The sequence below is a fragment of the Nitrosomonas sp. GH22 genome (genome assembly GCF_009833115.1).
In the GTDB taxonomy this organism is placed as follows: Bacteria; Pseudomonadota; Gammaproteobacteria; order Burkholderiales; family Nitrosomonadaceae; genus Nitrosomonas; species Nitrosomonas eutropha.
The window spans coordinates 37,695-53,874 of record NZ_QRCA01000030.1 but is presented as its reverse complement, the minus strand read 5'-3'; the positions used below and the strand labels follow the sequence as shown (position 1 = coordinate 53,874).

The 16,180-nt window shown below is 49.1% G+C and carries 15 protein-coding genes and 1 pseudogene; 3 read left to right on the top strand and 13 right to left on the bottom strand.

What is annotated here, in order from left to right:
• Nucleotides 1–2 precede the first annotated feature (2 nt).
• The 12 genes and pseudogenes from murC to ABF86_RS12880 all read right to left on the bottom strand — a co-directional run.
• A complete protein-coding gene (gene murC, locus ABF86_RS09525; protein WP_074455763.1) occupies nucleotides 3–1,424 on the bottom strand; it encodes a UDP-N-acetylmuramate--L-alanine ligase in 1,422 nt (473 codons plus the stop codon).
• Nucleotides 1,421–2,533, bottom strand: coding sequence for an undecaprenyldiphospho-muramoylpentapeptide beta-N-acetylglucosaminyltransferase (gene murG, locus ABF86_RS09520; protein ID WP_074455762.1), 1,113 nt, complete (start codon nucleotides 2,531–2,533; stop codon nucleotides 1,421–1,423). The genes murC and murG overlap by 4 nt, the downstream gene beginning before the upstream one ends.
• Before the next feature lie 22 nt (nucleotides 2,534–2,555).
• Nucleotides 2,556–3,716 carry a putative lipid II flippase FtsW gene (gene ftsW, locus ABF86_RS09515; protein ID WP_074455761.1) on the bottom strand — a complete coding sequence of 387 codons (1,161 nt, stop codon included), beginning with the start codon at nucleotides 3,714–3,716 and terminating at the stop codon, nucleotides 2,556–2,558.
• 4 nt (nucleotides 3,717–3,720) lie between these two features.
• On the bottom strand, nucleotides 3,721–5,133 hold the full coding sequence (gene murD, locus ABF86_RS09510) for a UDP-N-acetylmuramoyl-L-alanine--D-glutamate ligase (RefSeq protein WP_074455760.1): 1,413 nt from the start codon (nucleotides 5,131–5,133) through the stop codon (nucleotides 3,721–3,723).
• Nucleotides 5,130–6,215, bottom strand: coding sequence for a phospho-N-acetylmuramoyl-pentapeptide-transferase (mraY, locus tag ABF86_RS09505; protein WP_074455759.1), 1,086 nt, complete (start codon nucleotides 6,213–6,215; stop codon nucleotides 5,130–5,132). Before mraY ends, murD begins: the two co-directional genes overlap by 4 nt.
• A 71-nt stretch (nucleotides 6,216–6,286) precedes the next feature.
• Nucleotides 6,287–7,657 (bottom strand): UDP-N-acetylmuramoyl-tripeptide--D-alanyl-D-alanine ligase, encoded by a 1,371-nt coding sequence (gene murF, locus ABF86_RS09500; protein ID WP_309147355.1) that lies wholly within the window; start codon nucleotides 7,655–7,657, stop codon nucleotides 6,287–6,289.
• On the bottom strand, nucleotides 7,657–9,219 hold the full coding sequence (locus ABF86_RS09495; RefSeq protein ID WP_074455758.1) for a UDP-N-acetylmuramoyl-L-alanyl-D-glutamate--2,6-diaminopimelate ligase: 1,563 nt from the start codon (nucleotides 9,217–9,219) through the stop codon (nucleotides 7,657–7,659). The genes murF and ABF86_RS09495 overlap by 1 nt, the downstream gene beginning before the upstream one ends.
• On the bottom strand, nucleotides 9,216–10,955 hold the full coding sequence (locus ABF86_RS09490) for a penicillin-binding protein 2 (protein ID WP_011633380.1): 1,740 nt from the start codon (nucleotides 10,953–10,955) through the stop codon (nucleotides 9,216–9,218). The genes ABF86_RS09495 and ABF86_RS09490 overlap by 4 nt, the downstream gene beginning before the upstream one ends.
• Entirely contained in the window at nucleotides 10,952–11,239 is a 288-nt protein-coding gene (gene ftsL, locus ABF86_RS09485; protein WP_011633381.1) for a cell division protein FtsL, read from the bottom strand. Before ftsL ends, ABF86_RS09490 begins: the two co-directional genes overlap by 4 nt.
• Nucleotides 11,236–12,189, bottom strand: a complete 954-nt coding sequence (gene rsmH / locus ABF86_RS09480) for a 16S rRNA (cytosine(1402)-N(4))-methyltransferase RsmH (protein WP_074455757.1) — start codon at nucleotides 12,187–12,189, stop codon at nucleotides 11,236–11,238. Before rsmH ends, ftsL begins: the two co-directional genes overlap by 4 nt.
• A gap of 15 nt (nucleotides 12,190–12,204) precedes the next feature.
• On the bottom strand, nucleotides 12,205–12,651 hold the full coding sequence (gene mraZ / locus ABF86_RS09475) for a division/cell wall cluster transcriptional repressor MraZ (RefSeq protein WP_074455756.1): 447 nt from the start codon (nucleotides 12,649–12,651) through the stop codon (nucleotides 12,205–12,207).
• Between the two features lie 393 nt (nucleotides 12,652–13,044).
• Nucleotides 13,045–13,346: pseudogene (locus ABF86_RS12880) on the bottom strand (transposase); the annotation flags it as partial.
• 148 nt (nucleotides 13,347–13,494) lie between these two features.
• Between ABF86_RS12880 and ABF86_RS09460 the strand changes: the two are divergent.
• Complete coding sequence (locus ABF86_RS09460) at nucleotides 13,495–13,764, top strand: Rho-binding antiterminator (RefSeq protein WP_074455778.1); 270 nt, start codon at nucleotides 13,495–13,497, stop codon at nucleotides 13,762–13,764.
• A gap of 149 nt (nucleotides 13,765–13,913) precedes the next feature.
• On the opposite strand, the gene ABF86_RS09455 is transcribed toward ABF86_RS09460, so the two are convergent.
• Nucleotides 13,914–14,639: a glycosyltransferase gene (locus ABF86_RS09455; protein WP_074455754.1), complete on the bottom strand. Its 726-nt coding sequence runs from the start codon at nucleotides 14,637–14,639 to the stop codon at nucleotides 13,914–13,916.
• Nucleotides 14,640–14,826: 187 nt separating this feature from the next.
• Between ABF86_RS09455 and ABF86_RS09450 the strand changes: the two genes are divergently transcribed.
• Nucleotides 14,827–15,276, top strand: coding sequence for an NUDIX hydrolase (locus ABF86_RS09450; RefSeq protein ID WP_011633387.1), 450 nt, complete (start codon nucleotides 14,827–14,829; stop codon nucleotides 15,274–15,276).
• Between the two features lie 277 nt (nucleotides 15,277–15,553).
• Nucleotides 15,554–16,165, top strand: coding sequence for a hypothetical protein (locus ABF86_RS09445; RefSeq protein ID WP_011633388.1), 612 nt, complete (start codon nucleotides 15,554–15,556; stop codon nucleotides 16,163–16,165).
• The last annotated feature ends 15 nt before the right edge of the window (nucleotides 16,166–16,180 follow it).

Sequence of the window (16,180 nt, the reverse complement as noted above, 5' to 3'; positions counted from 1 at the left end):
AATCAACCTGTTATCAGTGTCAGCTTCATCGTTGGCTCTGCCAGGCCAGGTGCGATTTTTCCAATGGATCCGGCCCCCATAATGAGAACTACGTCACCCTCCTGTACAACGGTATGAACGGCGGATTTCAGCTCGTTGATGTGTTCAATATAAATAGGCTCAACCTTTCCCTGCACCCGGATCGCCCGGGCCAGAGATTTGCTGTCGGCAGCAATGATTGGTTCTTCCCCGGCTGAATATATTTCTGTCAGCAGCAGTGCATCCGCACTGGATAACACCCGGACAAAATCCTCGAATAAATCCCGTGTACGACTGTAGCGATGTGGTTGAAACACCAAAACCAGGCGACGACCGGGAAAAGCATTGCGGGCAGCTGCCATCGTGGCAGCGATTTCAGCCGGATGATGGCCATAATCATCAATGAGGGTAAAAGATCTTCGATCCGGCAAACGGATTTCACCATACTGCTGAAATCGTCTATCGACTCCGCCGAAGGTAGCCAGCGCTTTTACCATTGCTTCATCCGGTATATTCAGTTCATTGCCAACCGCAATGGCTGCCAGCGCATTGAGTACATTGTGTTTGCCTGGCAGATTTAATGTGATGTCTAGTGTTCGTGCCGAGCCATTGACACCAATATGGGCACAGAAATGCATCTTGCATTGATCGTGGCGAATATCGGTGGCACGTATTTGTGCATTTTCAGATGTAATCCCATACGTGGTTACTTGCTTGGAAACCATTGGTATGATGGCGCTTACATGCGGATCATCTGCACAAAGTACTGCCATGCCATAAAAAGGCAGGTGTTCGATGAATTCGACAAAAGTCTGTTTGAGCCGGTTGAAATCATGTTCGTACGTGCTCATGTGATCTGCATCGATATTGGTCACCACGGTCAACACTGGTTGCAGATAGAGGAACGAAGCATCGGATTCATCCGCCTCAACTACAATGAATTCTCCTTTGCCCAGCCTGGCGTGGCTATCGACTGTTTTAAGTCTGCCGCCTATTACAAACGTTGGATCTTGGCCTGCTTCCGCCAGAATACTGGCAACCAGGCTTGTGGTAGTGGTTTTACCGTGAGTGCCTGCGATTGCAATACCCTGGTGCAGACGTAACAACTCAGCTAGCATCATGGCCCGAGGTACCACGGGTATACGGCGTTCACGTGCTGCAATAACTTCCGGGTTATCAGGCTGGATAGCTGTTGAAATGACGACGGCATCTGCAGATTGGATGTTTTCAGCCGCGTGGGTATGATGAATGACAGCACCCAGGCATTGCAGACGTTTGGTGGTCGAATTGCCATTCAGATCCGAGCCGCTGATCTGGAAGCCTTGATTGATCAGCACCTCAGCAATCCCGCCCATTCCCGAACCACCAATCCCTACAAAATGAATATGCTTGATTTTATGTTTCATGGGCTTGTCTCAATAAGTTGTTGACAAACTGTGACTACGCTTTGTGCAGCTTCAGGCATGGCCAGCATGCGTGCATTGATTGCCATTGTTTGCAGTTGTGTGCGTGTACAAGTCATCAGCCATTGTGCAAGTGAGTTTGCGGTCAGTTCGGATTGAGGCCATAAAACAGCAGCATTGTGTTCACTCAAAAATCGCGCATTAGCCGTCTGATGATCATCCACTGCGTAAGGGTAAGGCACCAGAATACTGGCTACTCCTGCCGCAGCCAGTTCAGCGATCGTTAGCGCGCCAGCGCGACAAATTACCAGATCACAATTCTGGTAATGCACAGCCATATTCTCAATGAATGCGACCAGATTACCTGTGACACCATGCTCAGCGTAAGCTTGCTGCAACGCAGCCAGATGAACTTTTCCGGACTGGTGGGTAACAAATGGCCGCTGATTTCCAGGAATCATGCTCAAAGCCTGCGGCAGCACGATATTTAATACCTGTGCACCAAGGCTGCCACCCACCACCAGGATGTTCAGCTTGCCTGCCCGTTTTGCATAACGCACTTCCGGTGACGGAAGCTGCGCGATCTCTGTTCGTACCGGATTGCCGGTGACCTGAATCTTGCCTGCCTGGTCCGTGATGGTGCCGGGAAATGCCAGCAGGATACGGCTGGCAATTTTTGCCAGTATTTTATTGGTTAGTCCTGCGATTCTGTTTTGCTCATGAATCAGCAACGGTTTGCCAGACAAAACAGCCATTATTCCTCCAGGAAGCGCCGGGTAACCTCCCATCCCGAGTACAATCTGCGGGCGTTGGCGATGCAATATGCAGAAACTTTGCCAGCAGGCTTTTGTCAATCTCCAGGGGAGCAACAAATAGCTGACCGGTTTTTTGCCGCGCAGCCCGGAAAAATTGATCAGCTCAATAGTAAAACCATGTTGTGGTACCAGTGTGGCCTCCATGCCATTACGAGTACCCAGCCAGATAACTCGCCAGCCCTCAGCCTGCATGGCACGAGCTACCGCAAGCCCCGGAAATACATGCCCGCCGGTTCCTCCCGCCATGATCATGATTGTGCGGGACAAGCTGTGAACTCCACATGTGGTGTATGCCATGGACCAGATTGCAGGTGTTTATTCATACATTTAGCCCTCTGCGTTTTTGCCGATTTTCCCAATCAATCCGCAGCAATATGGCAATTGCAATACTGTTGATAACGATACTGCTGCCGCCATAGCTCATGAATGGCAATGTCAAGCCTTTGGTAGGAAGCAGACCCATGTTTACGCCCATGTTGATGAAAGCCTGAAAACCCAGCCAGACTCCGATACCTTGCGCGACCAGTGCCCCGAATTGATCTCCCTGGGTGGCTGCCGCACGGCCGATTCTGAATGTGCGGATTAGCAGAAAGAAAAACAGCGCTATAACAGTGGCCACGCCTGCAAAACCAAGTTCTTCGGCCAGTACTGCAAACATGAAATCAGTGTGGGCCTCGGGCAGATAATTTAATTTTTCTACACTGCCTCCAAGCCCCACTCCCCACCATTCACCAAGTCCGAACGCGATTAGTGCATGGGTGAGCTGGTAGCCTTTATTGAATGGATCATTCCAGGGATCAAAAATAGCGTTGATCCGATCCATACGATAAGGCTCAAATATAATCAGCAGAATTAGCGGGATTGGTATCAGGCATAACAGCCCCAGAAACATTTTCAGGCTCATTCCGTTGATGAACATGATGGATAACACGATGGCAGCTATGATCACTGCAGCCCCCAGATCCGGTTCCATCAGCAAAAGTAGGGAAACAATAGCCAGTAATGTAAGAATGGGCAGAAAACCTTTGAAAAAATGATCCTTGTAAGCGGTTTTGCGTACAACGTAATCTGCTGTAAAAATCAGAATGAGTAACTTCATCAGCTCGGAAGGCTGGAAGTTAAATATCACCAGAGGCAGCCAGCGACGGCTGCCATTGATTTCAAGGCCGATACCCGGGATCAGCACTACGATCAGCAGTACAATACCTATTGCAAGCAGATAGTGAGAATAAGTTTGCCACTGGCGTAACGAAACCTGGAAAGCGACCATCCCGGCAAATATTCCCAATAAGATAGAAAGAGCTTGCCGGACAAGAAAATAATAAGTACCGCCCTCACCATATTTTGATTCGGCGATTGCAATAGAGGCGGAATACACCATGACCAGTCCTAGGCCCAGCAACAGCAGAACAGCTGAAAGCAGATGCAGATCTAGTTCGGGCTGGATTGGCTGATTATGTGTAGTGGATGGACTTATCATACGGTTAGTGACATGTCTGTGCCGTGAGTACAAATTTGTGTTCGATTCCCTGGACTGCAGCCGTAAAAACCTCAGCGCGATGGATGTAGTTGTTGAACATATCAAGACTGGCACAGGCCGGGGAGAGTAGAACGCTATCGCCACGCTCTGCCAGCAAAAAACTTACCCGGACAGCCTCATCCATAGTTGCCACGCGATGTACCGGTACATTGCAGCCCTGAATTGCCTGTGAAATTTTCTCGGCATCTCTTCCCAGCAGTACAACACCGCGTGTATGTTTGCTGATAGGCTGTTCCAGAGGTGAGAAATCCTGCCCTTTGCCATCTCCGCCTGCAATCAGAATCACGTTTTTTCGGAAACCATTCAGTGCGGCAACAGCGGAGCCCACGTTGGTGCTTTTGGAATCATCATAAAAAGTCACGCCATTGAACTCGGCAATTTTCTGCATGCGATGCGGCAATCCCTTGAAGATGTGCAAAGCATGTAACAACGGTTCAAAAGGTAGATCAATGGCCCGGCATAATGCTAGTGCCGCCAGTGCGTTGGCCGCGTTATGCAATCCCGCGACAGCAAGTTCGCTGACTTTCATCAAGCGAGTGGTGCCCTGTGCCAACCACAAATCCGATCCACTGGGTAACACACCGAATTCATCGTCGAATGCCGGTGCGGACAAGCCAAAAGTTAATTGTTTGCTGTTTTCGTGAGCCATGGCGTATACCCGGGCATCTTCCCGATTGAGTACCTGCACACAACTGTTATGTGGATCGGGAAATATCCTTGCTTTTGCGGCTGCGTATTCCTCGATAATGCGGTAGCGATCCAGGTGATCTTCGCTGAGGTTTAATACGACGGCAGCATTGGGACGTAAACTGCTGGTGGTTTCTAGCTGAAAACTTGACAGTTCGAGTACCCATAAATGCGGCCATTTTCCTGTATCTATTCGCTGCATCAGCGCATCCAGCGCCGCCAGGCCGATGTTACCCGCTACTTCAACATCCCATCCGGTATTCCTTGCCATTTCACCTACCATGGTGGCAACAGTGGTTTTCCCATTGGATCCGGTGATTGCCAGAATTTTCGTACCCAGTGGCGCGTGCTGATCAAGTGCGATGGCGAACAGCTCGATATCTCCTATTACTGATACGCCCTGTTGCAATGCAGCTTGTACCAGTGGCTCGGCAATTGCCACGCCGGGGCTGATAGCAATTGCATCAATGTCCTTGAACAGCTCTGCCTTGAATGGACCACAGAAAATCGTTTCAAGCGGCACTATCTGACTCAGCAGCTCAAGATTCGGTGGGGTGGTACGTGTATCGGCTACGGATACCCGGGCTCCGGCACGGGAAAGCCACTTGACCATGGAGATGCCGGTTTTACCCATACCCAGAACCAATATATTTTTGTCGGCGTAATTCATCGTAGTTTCAGTGTTGATAAGCCGATCAGCACCAGAATGATGGTAATAATCCAGAATCTCACTACAACCTGGTTTTCCTTCCATCCCTTGAGCTCGTAATGATGATGCAACGGTGCCATGCGGAAAACACGCCGGCCGAATAACTTGAAGGAGGCGACCTGGATCATGACCGATAATGCCTCCATGACGAATACCCCTCCCATGATGACCAGTACTATTTCCTGGCGAACAATGACCGTTATCACTCCCAATGCTGCTCCTAGCGCCAGGGCACCAACATCGCCCATAAACACTTCCGCCGGATTGGCGTTAAACCATAAAAATGCCAGACCGGCGCCAGCCAGCGCACCACAGAAAACAGCCAGTTCACCTGCGCTGGGAATATGTGGAATACCAAGATATTTGGCAAATATGGCGTGGCCGGCAACATAGGCAAAGATGGCCAGCGCGCCACTGATCATGACAGTGGGCATAATAGCCAGGCCATCCAATCCGTCCGTCAGGTTGACTGCATTACTGCTGCCAACGATAACCAGATAGGTCAAAATGATGAACAGAAATGATCCCAATGGGATGGCGACTTCCTTGAAAAACGGCACGATCATATCAGTGTGCTGAGGAAGTTCAGCCGTCATGGCAAGATATACTGCGACCAGCAACGCAATGATTGATTGCCAAAAAAACTTGGCTGAAGCCGAAAGTCCTTTGGAATTATGCTGTACGACCTTGCGATAATCATCCACCCAGCCAATTGCACCAAAACCCAAGGTTGTCAGTAGTACGAGCCAGATATAACGATTACTCAAATCTGCCCACAGCAGTGTCGTAATGATAACTGCCATCAGAATTAGTGCGCCACCCATGGTCGGAGTGCCCGCCTTTGTCAGGTGAGATTGGGGACCATCACTACGCACGGACTGGCCAACTTTACGCGTAGTCAGGCTGCGTATCATGGCCGGACCGATCAAAAAGGAGATGCTCAATGCAGTCAGCGCTGCCAGCATGGTACGTAGCGTGATGTAACTGAATACATTGAAAGCTCGGATATCTTCCGCAATCCATTGAAAAAGCGCCAATAACATTTTACGGTTCCCGTTGCAATGTCCGGTCGCAGACACAAAAAACAGTTTTAATCAGAGGATCTACCTTGTTCCTACTCAACATATCTATCCTGCAGTTGCTCGATCACACGCTCCATGCGCATGAATCGCGAGCCTTTGACCAGAACAGAAACATTCTTTCCCAGGCAGTCTTTTGCTTTTTCCAGCAATGTATCCAGATCGGCAAAATATTGTGCCCCGCTGCCAAATCCTGCAACGGTTTGCTGGCTTAATTCTCCCAGTGCCAGTAACGCATCTATGCCAGCTTTTGCAGCCTGTTGGCCGATGGTGTAGTGGAATCCTGCAGCATCCGTACCGAGCTCCCCCATGTCCCCCATAATCAGAATTTTTTTGCCGGGCATCTCTGCCAGAACATTCAGCGCTGCCTGCATGGAATCCGGGTTGGCATTGTAGGTGTCATCAATCAGAATAGATTGATATAGCCCCACTTTTTTCTGCAAACGCCCAGGAGTGCCCATGAAGTTATGCAGACCCTCGGCAATGGAGGTTGTGCTGATGCCGGCAGCCGTAGCAGCTGCCGCTGCAGCCAGTGCGTTGTAAATATTGTGACGGCCTGGTACCTGCAGCGTTATTTCAACTTTGTCGTCTGGCAGTTGCAACAACCATGCAGCTTCTGATGAGCTGGACATTTGTTGCGCACGGATTGCAGCAGGATTCGTTATGCCGAAATCCAGAATCTGTCTGCTTCCTGCCAGTTGTCGCCACAGCTGGGCATAAGCATCATCCGCGTTGATGATTGCAATGCCCTGTGCTCCCAGCCCTGTAAAGATTTCCCCCTTGGCACGGGCAATCGCTTCGGTTGTACCCAGGTGTTCAATATGTGCGGTGCCGGCATTGGTGATGACGGCAATCGTGGGTGCAGCCAGTTGACTGAGATAGGCAATTTCGCCAGCGTGGTTCATGCCCATTTCAATAACCGCGCAAGTATGCCCGGTATTGAGCTGCAACAGCATTTGTGGAACACCAATGTCGTTATTCAGGTTGCCGGTCGTTGCAAGAACGTTTCCTGATCCGAATTCATGTCTGAAAATAGCTGCAATCATTTCCTTGACGGTGGTTTTGCCATTACTACCTGTCACGGCAACCAGCGGGAGTGTAAAGTGCTGACGCCAGTTTGCGGCCAATTGGCCGAAGCCAAGCCGAGTGTCGTTTACTTTGATCCAGCCGAAATCAGATTTTGTCGGAACGATGACCGTATCGGTCGAAACCATTGCGGCAACGGCACCTTTTTCGATGGCAGTAGAAATGAAGTGCTGACCGTCAAACTGCTCGCCGGATAGCGCGATGAAAAGATCGCCCGGTCTCAGGGTGCGACTGTCTGTGCTGACCCCAGTGAATATCGGGTTGCCACCAGACCAATTTGAATTTGCATGCAGGGCTAGTGCAGCTTCCTGTACGCTCATCATCCCTGCACCTGCAATTCTGGACCAGCCAGGTCATGCAATACCTGCCGCACTACCTCGCGATCATCGAATGGATATTTTTTTCCTTGTATTTCCTGATGAGTTTCTGCCCCCTTGCCGGCGATCAATACAATATCGCCCTTGCGCGCACCATGAATAGCCCGGTAAATGGCTGCAGTGCGATCCGCTTCAGCCGTGCAGTGCTTGCCACTGGCCCCAAGCATGATTTCATTGATAATATCTGCCGGATTTTCATTGCGCGGATTATCGCTGGTAATAATGACTTCATCAGCCAGGTGTGAAGCAATCTCTCCAATCAACGGGCGCTTGCCGCGATCTCTATCTCCTCCGCAACCGATCACGCAAACCAGTTTTGCCTGGTTTTTTCGTATCCGTTTTTTCATGCGCGTACCGGCCAGTGTTTCGCGCAAGCCGGTTAATACTTCGTTCAATGCATCGGGTGTATGCGCATAATCAACGATTACGATGGGCTGATCACCTCCTCCCAGTTTTTCCATTCGCCCTGGAATTGGTTGTACTTGTTGCAAGGCAGTTATTGCATCATCAAGATCAACATTACTGGCAAGTAAAGTGGCCAGTACAGCCAATAGGTTATATGCGTTATAACGACCGGTTACATTACATTGCAGACTGGCGCGCCGATTACAAAATTCAACATCGAAGCTAATATGCTGTGTGGTAAATCGCAGATTACTTCCGTAGAGTATTTTTTGGTTACCGGTTGTACGGGCTGATGGATCAGGTTGCCTGAAACCGTAACCAATGATCGACACGTCTTTCCAGGCCAGCTGTTGTGATAGTTCCACGCCCAGTACCTCATCCAGATTAAGGACAGCGTGTTGCAGCCCCTCCCAGAAAAAGAGTTTTGCCTTAGCAGCAGCATAGGCATCCATACTGCCATGATAATCCAGGTGGTCACGCGTCAGATTGGTCAGTACGGCAATCGAAAATTCCGAACCAGCCAGCCTGTCTTGAGAAAGACCATGTGAAGAAGCTTCCATAACCAGGGAGCGAGCGCCGTGCTGTAAATAGTCAGCCATCAGTTGCTGCAGATATACTGCATCCGGCGTTGTATGGTTGGCATGATTCAACGCTCCCGGGAAGCCATGTCCCAGCGTGCCAATGATGGCTGTCTTTTCCCCCAGTGTCATCATGGCCTGGGCGTACCAGTGACTACACGTAGTTTTTCCGTTGGTGCCTGTGATTCCAACTAGCCGTAAATGTCTGGATGGGTGGTCGTACACCTGGCTGGCAATTTTCCCGGCTTCATGGCGTAATCCAGAGATACCCAGATTGGGTATCTTCCACTCCGGTTTCCAGGAAAATCCTTGTTTTTCCCAGATAACTGCATTGACGCCCAATGCAATTGCTTGTGGAATATCGTTGCGTGCATCATGCTGTTCGCCAGCACAAGCCAGGAAGGTATCGCCCGGTTTCAGGGTGCGGCTGTCTGCCGCCAGACGTTGTATCTTGACGCTCAGCCGATCCAGCAAGCAAGCAAGATAAGTTTCATCTGATCCAAAGCGGGACGAAGTGCTCATCCCTTATCTTCCAGCTCTGCAGGAACAGGTGATATAACCAGATTGCCCAGTGGCTCATCAAACGGCACGTTCAATATGCGCAACGTACCTTCCATTACCCGACTGAAGACAGGGGCGGCTACTGTACCGCCATAATAATTTCCGCTTGAGGGTTCATCAATCATGATGGCGATGATTACGCGCGGATCAGACGCCGGAGCGAAGCCGACAAATGAAGAGATATAGCGATCTTTGGCATAACCTTTCTGACCTTTCAGGCGTTTGTGTGCGGTACCGGTTTTTCCTGCAACACGGTAGCCGCTGATGCGTGCACTATTGCCTGTGCCTTCAGGTTGAACGGCAAGTTCCAGCATTTTTCGGACTGATTGTGCAGTTTCGTGCGAAATGACTTTCTGGCCAACGGCAGGCATATCACGCTTTAGCAGTGTGACAGGCTTTAATTCTCCATCAGTGGCGAACAGCGTATAAGCACGCGCCAGCTGCATTAAACTGGCTGAAATGCCATGGCCATAGGACATGGTGGCCTGCTCGATCGGTCGCCAGGTATTATATGCACGTAACCGTCCGCTTGCCTCGCCGGGAAATCCAATGCCGGTTTCAGTCCCAAAACCTGAGCGGTTGAGCATTTCCCAGAAAGTTTTTGGCGGGAGCAACAAAGCAATTTTTGCAGCGCCAACATTACTGGAAGCCTGAATAACCTGGGAAACGGTCAGGTTGCCCTTGTCACGCACGTCATGTATGACAGCTCTGCCTATTTTCAGTTTGCCTCCAGCAGTCTCCATCAGCGTATCCGGCTTGATCCGGCCGGTTTCCATTGCCACAGCCACGACGAATGGCTTTAATGTTGAACCAGGTTCGAATGTATCGACCAGCACGCGATTACGAATTACTTCATTATTCATGCTGGCGCGCTGATTGGGATTGAAAGCCGGGTAGTTCGCCATTGCCAGTACTTCACCAGTTTGTACATCCAACGCTACGATGCTACCTGCTTTAGCGTGCTGTTCTTTTACTGCGCGTGCCAATTCCCGGTAAGCGAGGTATTGTATTTTACTGTCAATTGACAGAACGACATCCTGGCCCGGTTTCGGAGATTGAATCTGCTCGACATCTTCCACAATACGTCCGATCCGGTCCTTAATCACGCGCCGTTTACCATCCTCGCCGGTCAGCATGTCCTGCCACGCCAGCTCCATTCCTTCCTGCCCCCGTCCATCTATATCAGTGAAGCCCAGAATATGCGCGGCCAGCTCGCGTGCTGGATAATAACGATAGAACTCGTGCTTGAGATTTACTCCTTTTATATTGAGTTCAGCTACCTTTTCCGCTAATTCTGGAGGGAGCTGCCGTCTCAGGTATACAAATTTTTTCCCGCTGCGAATGCGCTGCTGGATGACTGCTTCTTCTACGCCCGTCAAACTGGCTAATTGTCTAATTTGTTCCGGTGTTGCATTTACTCTTTGAGGTTCGATCCATACAGATCTGACAGGTGCGCTAACAGCAAGGATTTCACCATTGCGATCCTTGATATTGCCGCGCTGCATATTTTGTTCGATAACCCGCTCGTGACGTGACTGCCCTTGTTGCTGAAGAAAATCCTTGTTCAGTGCCTGTAAGTAAATTGACCGGGAGATTAGTATGATCAGGCACGTCAGTAGAAGTCCCTGCACCAAGCGTGAACGCCATTCTGGAACAGGAGAGATTGTTTTACGGGAAGGATTGAACAAAACTTTCATTCGGTTGTGCCCGGAGTGTAATCAGGATGAATAGCCAGAATATTTCCGGTCGTAGGTGGCGTAATCATGCCAAGTTCTTTCCGGGCGATTTTTTCTACACGCGCAGACATGGCCAGTGTGCTTTGCTCCAGTAGTAGCTGGCTCCATTCGGTTTCTAGCTGCTCAGTTAATTTTTGTTCCTTTTCCTGTTCCATGAAAAGTTTACGTGCTTCATACCGTGCGGTCACAATACCCAATCCACAGATAATCAATATTACAAATAGAAAAATATTTAGCTTGATCATCTGCTTATCGCGTTTCTGGTTTCCAGTTTTTCTGCCACCCGCATGACAGCGCTGCGTGCTCGTGGATTGGCGGATACTTCATCCGATCCTGGGCGAATTTTTTTACCGATAATTCTTAATTTTTGCTGATTGTGTAAACGGCTTTCCTCCTCCCTGATAGGCAATCTTCGCGGCAGAGTATCGGTACCGGTCTGCATACGCATGAAACGCTTGACAATGCGATCTTCTAATGAATGAAAGCTGATCACCACCAACCGGCCGCCTGTATTCAGCAACTCCACACATTGTGGCAATGTCATTGATAGTTCTTCAAGCTCCTGGTTAAGGTGAATCCGTATCGCCTGGAAAGTACGTGTCGCTGGATGCTGTCGATCATCCCGGTGACCGCGCTTACGCACAACTGCTGCGACAATCTCGGCAAGCCGAAGCGTGGTACTGATGGGCTGGCGTGCCTGCTCCATAACAATTGCACTTGCAATCTGTCCTGCGTACCGCTCTTCGCCGTAGGTTCTGATTATTTCCTTTAATTCTGTTTCTGACGCCATAGTCAGCCACTCTGCTGCTGTTTTACCCCGGCTGGAATCCATGCGCATATCCAGGGGACCATCATGACGAAAGCTGAATCCGCGCGAAGCTTCGTCCAGTTGAATTGACGATACACCAAGATCCAGCAGAATACCGTCAACCCGGTTTATGCCCAGCGACTGAAGTGCTGTGTACATTCCGGCATAACTGCTGTGTACTGCCTGAAATCTTTCATCCAGGATGGATCGAGCTTCGGAAATAGCCGCCGGATCCTTGTCAAACGCGATTAACTGGCCTGACTTGTCCAGTCGCGACAGAATCAGGCGGCTGTGGCCACCCCGGCCATACGTTCCATCCACATAGATGCCGCCTTTTTGAATATTTAGCGCATCTACAACTTCTTCCAGCAGAACGGATATGTGCACGGCGTTACCGGCACATTACAGTGAAAATCCTTCCAGTTCGGGAGGAATATCTCCGCCCTTGCAAGCAGTTGCCGTATCGATTTCCAGATCCCATTTCGCCATATCCCAGAGTTCAAATTTTTCGCCTTGTCCCGCGAGCACGACTTCTTTCTGTAAACCGGCAAATTGCCGCAAGGGGGCGCTGATCAGAATGCGACCGGAGCCATCCATTTCCACGTCACAGGCATTACCGATAATAAGTCTCTGCAAACTTCGAATCTGTGGGTTGAAGCTAGAAAAGCCGCTCAGTTTCTTTTCAATTGGTTCCCACACGGGCTGGGGGTATATCAGCAGGCATCTGGAGGGATCAGCAGTCACAACGATGTTGCCTCCACAATTGGCAAATAATTCATTCCGATATTTGGCGGGAATCGCGAGCCTTCCCTTGCTATCGAGATTTAATTGAGTGGAGCCACGAAACATTTCGTCCCTTTTGATTTCAATGGAGGTGGCTGTTTAATATTTGAATCGTATTTACTCCACTGGCATCCACAATTCTACATATTTCACCACTTTTTGCCACTTTACTCAATAAAATTTTCAGGGTCAAGTCGGGAGGAATTTTTATATTGTTGTGACAATTACTTAACAGATTTTTCCGGTAATCATTTCAAATAAAATCACCTTGTAAAGACAGCTTATTTCGGGATTTGAATATGGCATAGTACAAACCGGGAGAACATTTCAAACCAGACCGATATGGCTTTGGTATTTTGGGAACAGGCAGTTAATGACTTGTCGGCACGTGATCCGATGATGCACCGGATCATTCCGAGCATCTTGGTTATGCCCGGCATGATCCTGCCGGGCGTGGGGGGCGGTATCGGTTTCGATCCGGTGGATGATCTTGCACTTGTTATCGACATTGATCGACAGCTTGTAGCCGAAGTGGCTCTTGCCGGGCTTCTTCGTCCAGGTCGCGTCGGTATCCTTCTGGCACCGTGTCGCCGGCTTCCAGTCGGATGCCTTGGGTAAATCTCTCCAGGGACAACCGGTATGCATGCGTACAGTATGCCTTCGACAGTTATACGCAAATCTTGCTTGTTGTAGATGTTGTCGTGAAGCAAAATGGTCAATAGCTTCGACCAAAGTTCGGCATTGAGCAGTAATCGGAGTATTGCAAGCTCGTATTGTTGTTGTGTGAAAGCTACAACGATATGAGTGCTTCTTTAAATCAATGGCTTGAGATCAAACGGGAACAGGCCCTAGGCGCAGTATAATTACCGAAGAAAAACAGCGGTGATTCAAATCATTTGGACAAATACCATGACTCAACATATTTCCTGCAATTTACACGACTATATCGAAGTGGCTTGTATGTATGGCTATCAGGTCAGGTTGATCCTGAAGGACCAGTCAACTGCGGAAGGGAAGGCGAAGGATATTCTGACGGATACTGAAACGCGTGAGTTTCTGCTGCTGGAAACTGAAATCGGATCCCGGCAGGTTGAATTAATTTTTCTCGATAAACTGCAAGTACTGACTCCGGATGCACGATTTACTGAAGTTGTCTTTTCCGGATCCTGTGAATCCTGAATCCGTTACGATCCGGAAACTGCCTGAATAATCAGGCTAATCAGGCGCGCAATCCGTCATCCGTCGGACTGACTTTTCCAGATTCCGGCTTTTGCCGGAGTGACACAGCCTGAATTAACAGCGTAGCGGGATAACCGGTCTTTTCCCGGTCAGCGTCTACCGTCGTACCACATCGGCAGCTTCTTTTTATTACGCAATGAGCCCAAGGGAGACAATACCAGGTAAAAAAATTGTCGGGTAATCTCCCATCCGCTGTAAAGCCTGGTTTTTCTGGAGGATGTTTCGAGCGGGTGTTTGCTCAAAATTGCAAACTTGAGCTTGTGCTGGCGGCCATATTTCTTGAGTTTCCGGCTCAATTCGATTTCTTCCGCCGCGTACAGTGTCAAATCAAATCCGCCTACCTCTTTGAATGCGATGGCATTGCATACTATCAGCGCCCCAGCAGCCCAGCCAAGCTGCACTGACAGCAGCGTCCATATTCGCAGCAATATCTCCGCCCATCTGGGCTGATCCGGCATATAAAGCGTGCTGCCCGCACCGACATGCCTGCCTTGTTTGATCAATTCAAACATATCACCTACCAGTCCGGCATTCATAAGGCAATCGGCATCCATAAATATCAGCCATTTCCCCTTGGCAACATCTGCGCCAGCAGTTCTGGCACGCGCAATATGATTGATCGGCTCAAAAACCACCCGGGCACCTGCTCGTTTAGCCAAACGAGCCGTTGCATCAGTAGAATTGTTATCCACTACGATGACTTCATGGGTATAGCCATAGGAGCGATTCGCCATCACTGCATCGGCAACTGAACGCAGGCACTGCTCGATCAATTGCTCTTCATTGAAAGCTGGAATGATAAAAGAAATGCGCATATAACCTATTTCAATAATAAAAATTCAGTAATTACTGCCATTACCGAGCGTTCATCGTAAATCGCAGAATTACAACCTTATTCAGCTTACAATATAAAATTCGGGTAAGGATAGATATGCCCAGAAGCCTGCATTTATAATTACATCTTCCAATTTTAAACAGCTTGATTTCACGCGCCCCTGCCATATGATCTGGAAACCCAATGTTACAGTCGCCGCAGTTGTTGAACAGAATGGTAAATACCTGTTGGTGGAAGAAATTCCCAAAGGAACCGAGATAAAACTCAACCAACCAGCCGGTCATCTGGAACCCGGTGAGTCCATTATTCAGGCGTGCTGTCGAGAAGTACTGGAAGAAACTGGCCATACCTTTCAGCCTGAGGTGTTAACCGGCATTTATCATTGGACATCAGCCTCGAATGGTATTACCTACCTGCGCTTTACCTTCTCCGGTCAAGTTACTGCTTTTGACCACGAAAGAAAACTCGATACCGGTATCATACGGGCAATCTGGCTCAATATAGATGAAATCCGTGCAAAACAGGCATTTCATCGCACACCGCTGGTAATGCAATGTATTGAAGACTACCTCACCGGGAGAAACTATCCGCTGAATATCCTGAAGTACTACGGCTGAGAGCCAATCAGCTAACTACAAAATTCCGCACAAGGAATCTACATATGAACCGGTATGGCAACCCATGGACTTTCTACACTCTTATCTAGCAAGGATAGAAACAGCAATCCCATAACCATACAAATCACGATGCTGCCCAGCTTGTTTTTTGTTATACAATCCGGTGGTGGTTTATGTTCTAACCCGAATCAAAAGAATCGAGCCAGAATCAAACGGCCCGGTTAAAAGGAAATACACTAAGCAGCACCAAAATTTGAAATCATAAAGTGGAGGAAATATGAAGAAGGTTTTTCGAAACAGATACGTTGCCGGGCTATGCCTCGCAATATCAATGTTTCTGGTATCGTTGCCCGCATCAGCTCAGCTGATGCTCGCGCACGAGGGGCATCATGATGACTCAGGGTGTAAAGTTGATGATGGAGATTTTCCTGTTGCGATCAGCATTTATGAAGTTCCGGAAGGGAATATTCCTCCTATGCATTCATATTGCAGTCATGTTCCCAATGCAGGCAAGATCAATATGACGATTGAGCTTTCCGATGCCAAGACACGTGAAGTTCCTATCGCTGTCAGGGTCCTTATGGAAGGACATGAAGGTAGTGAGCACGGCGCACATGAAGTGCTGTATATGCCTGCCGAGAAATATTCTTCCGGTATTATCGTGGTTGCAACCAATCTTGAACAAGTTGGGCAGTATAATGTTCAGCTGGAAACAGACGATGGTGCAGGCAATGTCAAAACAGCCGTCAAGATCCCGCTGCATATTGGAGAGGGGAGTGGCCACAGTCATGGATCCAACTTTGGTACGATGGAATTGATTCTACTTGCTGGTGTGGGCATAGCAGGTGCTTTCATTTTTCTTCGCAAGAAAGATCCCGCAAAAGCTTAACCAAGATAATATCAA

Coding starts and splice junctions, on each gene's coding strand:
- murC (WP_074455763.1), bottom strand. CDS start 1,424: ATGAAACATAAAATCAAGCATATTCATTTTGTAGGGATTGGTGGTTCG.
- murG (WP_074455762.1), bottom strand. CDS start 2,533: ATGGCATACACCACATGTGGAGTTCACAGCTTGTCCCGCACAATCATG.
- ftsW (WP_074455761.1), bottom strand. CDS start 3,716: ATGATAAGTCCATCCACTACACATAATCAGCCAATCCAGCCCGAACTA.
- murD (WP_074455760.1), bottom strand. CDS start 5,133: ATGAATTACGCCGACAAAAATATATTGGTTCTGGGTATGGGTAAAACC.
- mraY (WP_074455759.1), bottom strand. CDS start 6,215: ATGTTATTGGCGCTTTTTCAATGGATTGCGGAAGATATCCGAGCTTTC.
- murF (WP_309147355.1), bottom strand. CDS start 7,657: ATGAGCGTACAGGAAGCTGCACTAGCCCTGCATGCAAATTCAAATTGG.
- ABF86_RS09495 (WP_074455758.1), bottom strand. CDS start 9,219: ATGAGCACTTCGTCCCGCTTTGGATCAGATGAAACTTATCTTGCTTGC.
- ABF86_RS09490 (WP_011633380.1), bottom strand. CDS start 10,955: ATGAAAGTTTTGTTCAATCCTTCCCGTAAAACAATCTCTCCTGTTCCA.
- ftsL (WP_011633381.1), bottom strand. CDS start 11,239: ATGATCAAGCTAAATATTTTTCTATTTGTAATATTGATTATCTGTGGA.
- mraZ (WP_074455756.1), bottom strand. CDS start 12,651: ATGTTTCGTGGCTCCACTCAATTAAATCTCGATAGCAAGGGAAGGCTC.
- ABF86_RS09460 (WP_074455778.1), top strand. CDS start 13,495: ATGACTCAACATATTTCCTGCAATTTACACGACTATATCGAAGTGGCT.
- ABF86_RS09455 (WP_074455754.1), bottom strand. CDS start 14,639: ATGCGCATTTCTTTTATCATTCCAGCTTTCAATGAAGAGCAATTGATC.
- ABF86_RS09450 (WP_011633387.1), top strand. CDS start 14,827: ATGATCTGGAAACCCAATGTTACAGTCGCCGCAGTTGTTGAACAGAAT.
- ABF86_RS09445 (WP_011633388.1), top strand. CDS start 15,554: ATGAAGAAGGTTTTTCGAAACAGATACGTTGCCGGGCTATGCCTCGCA.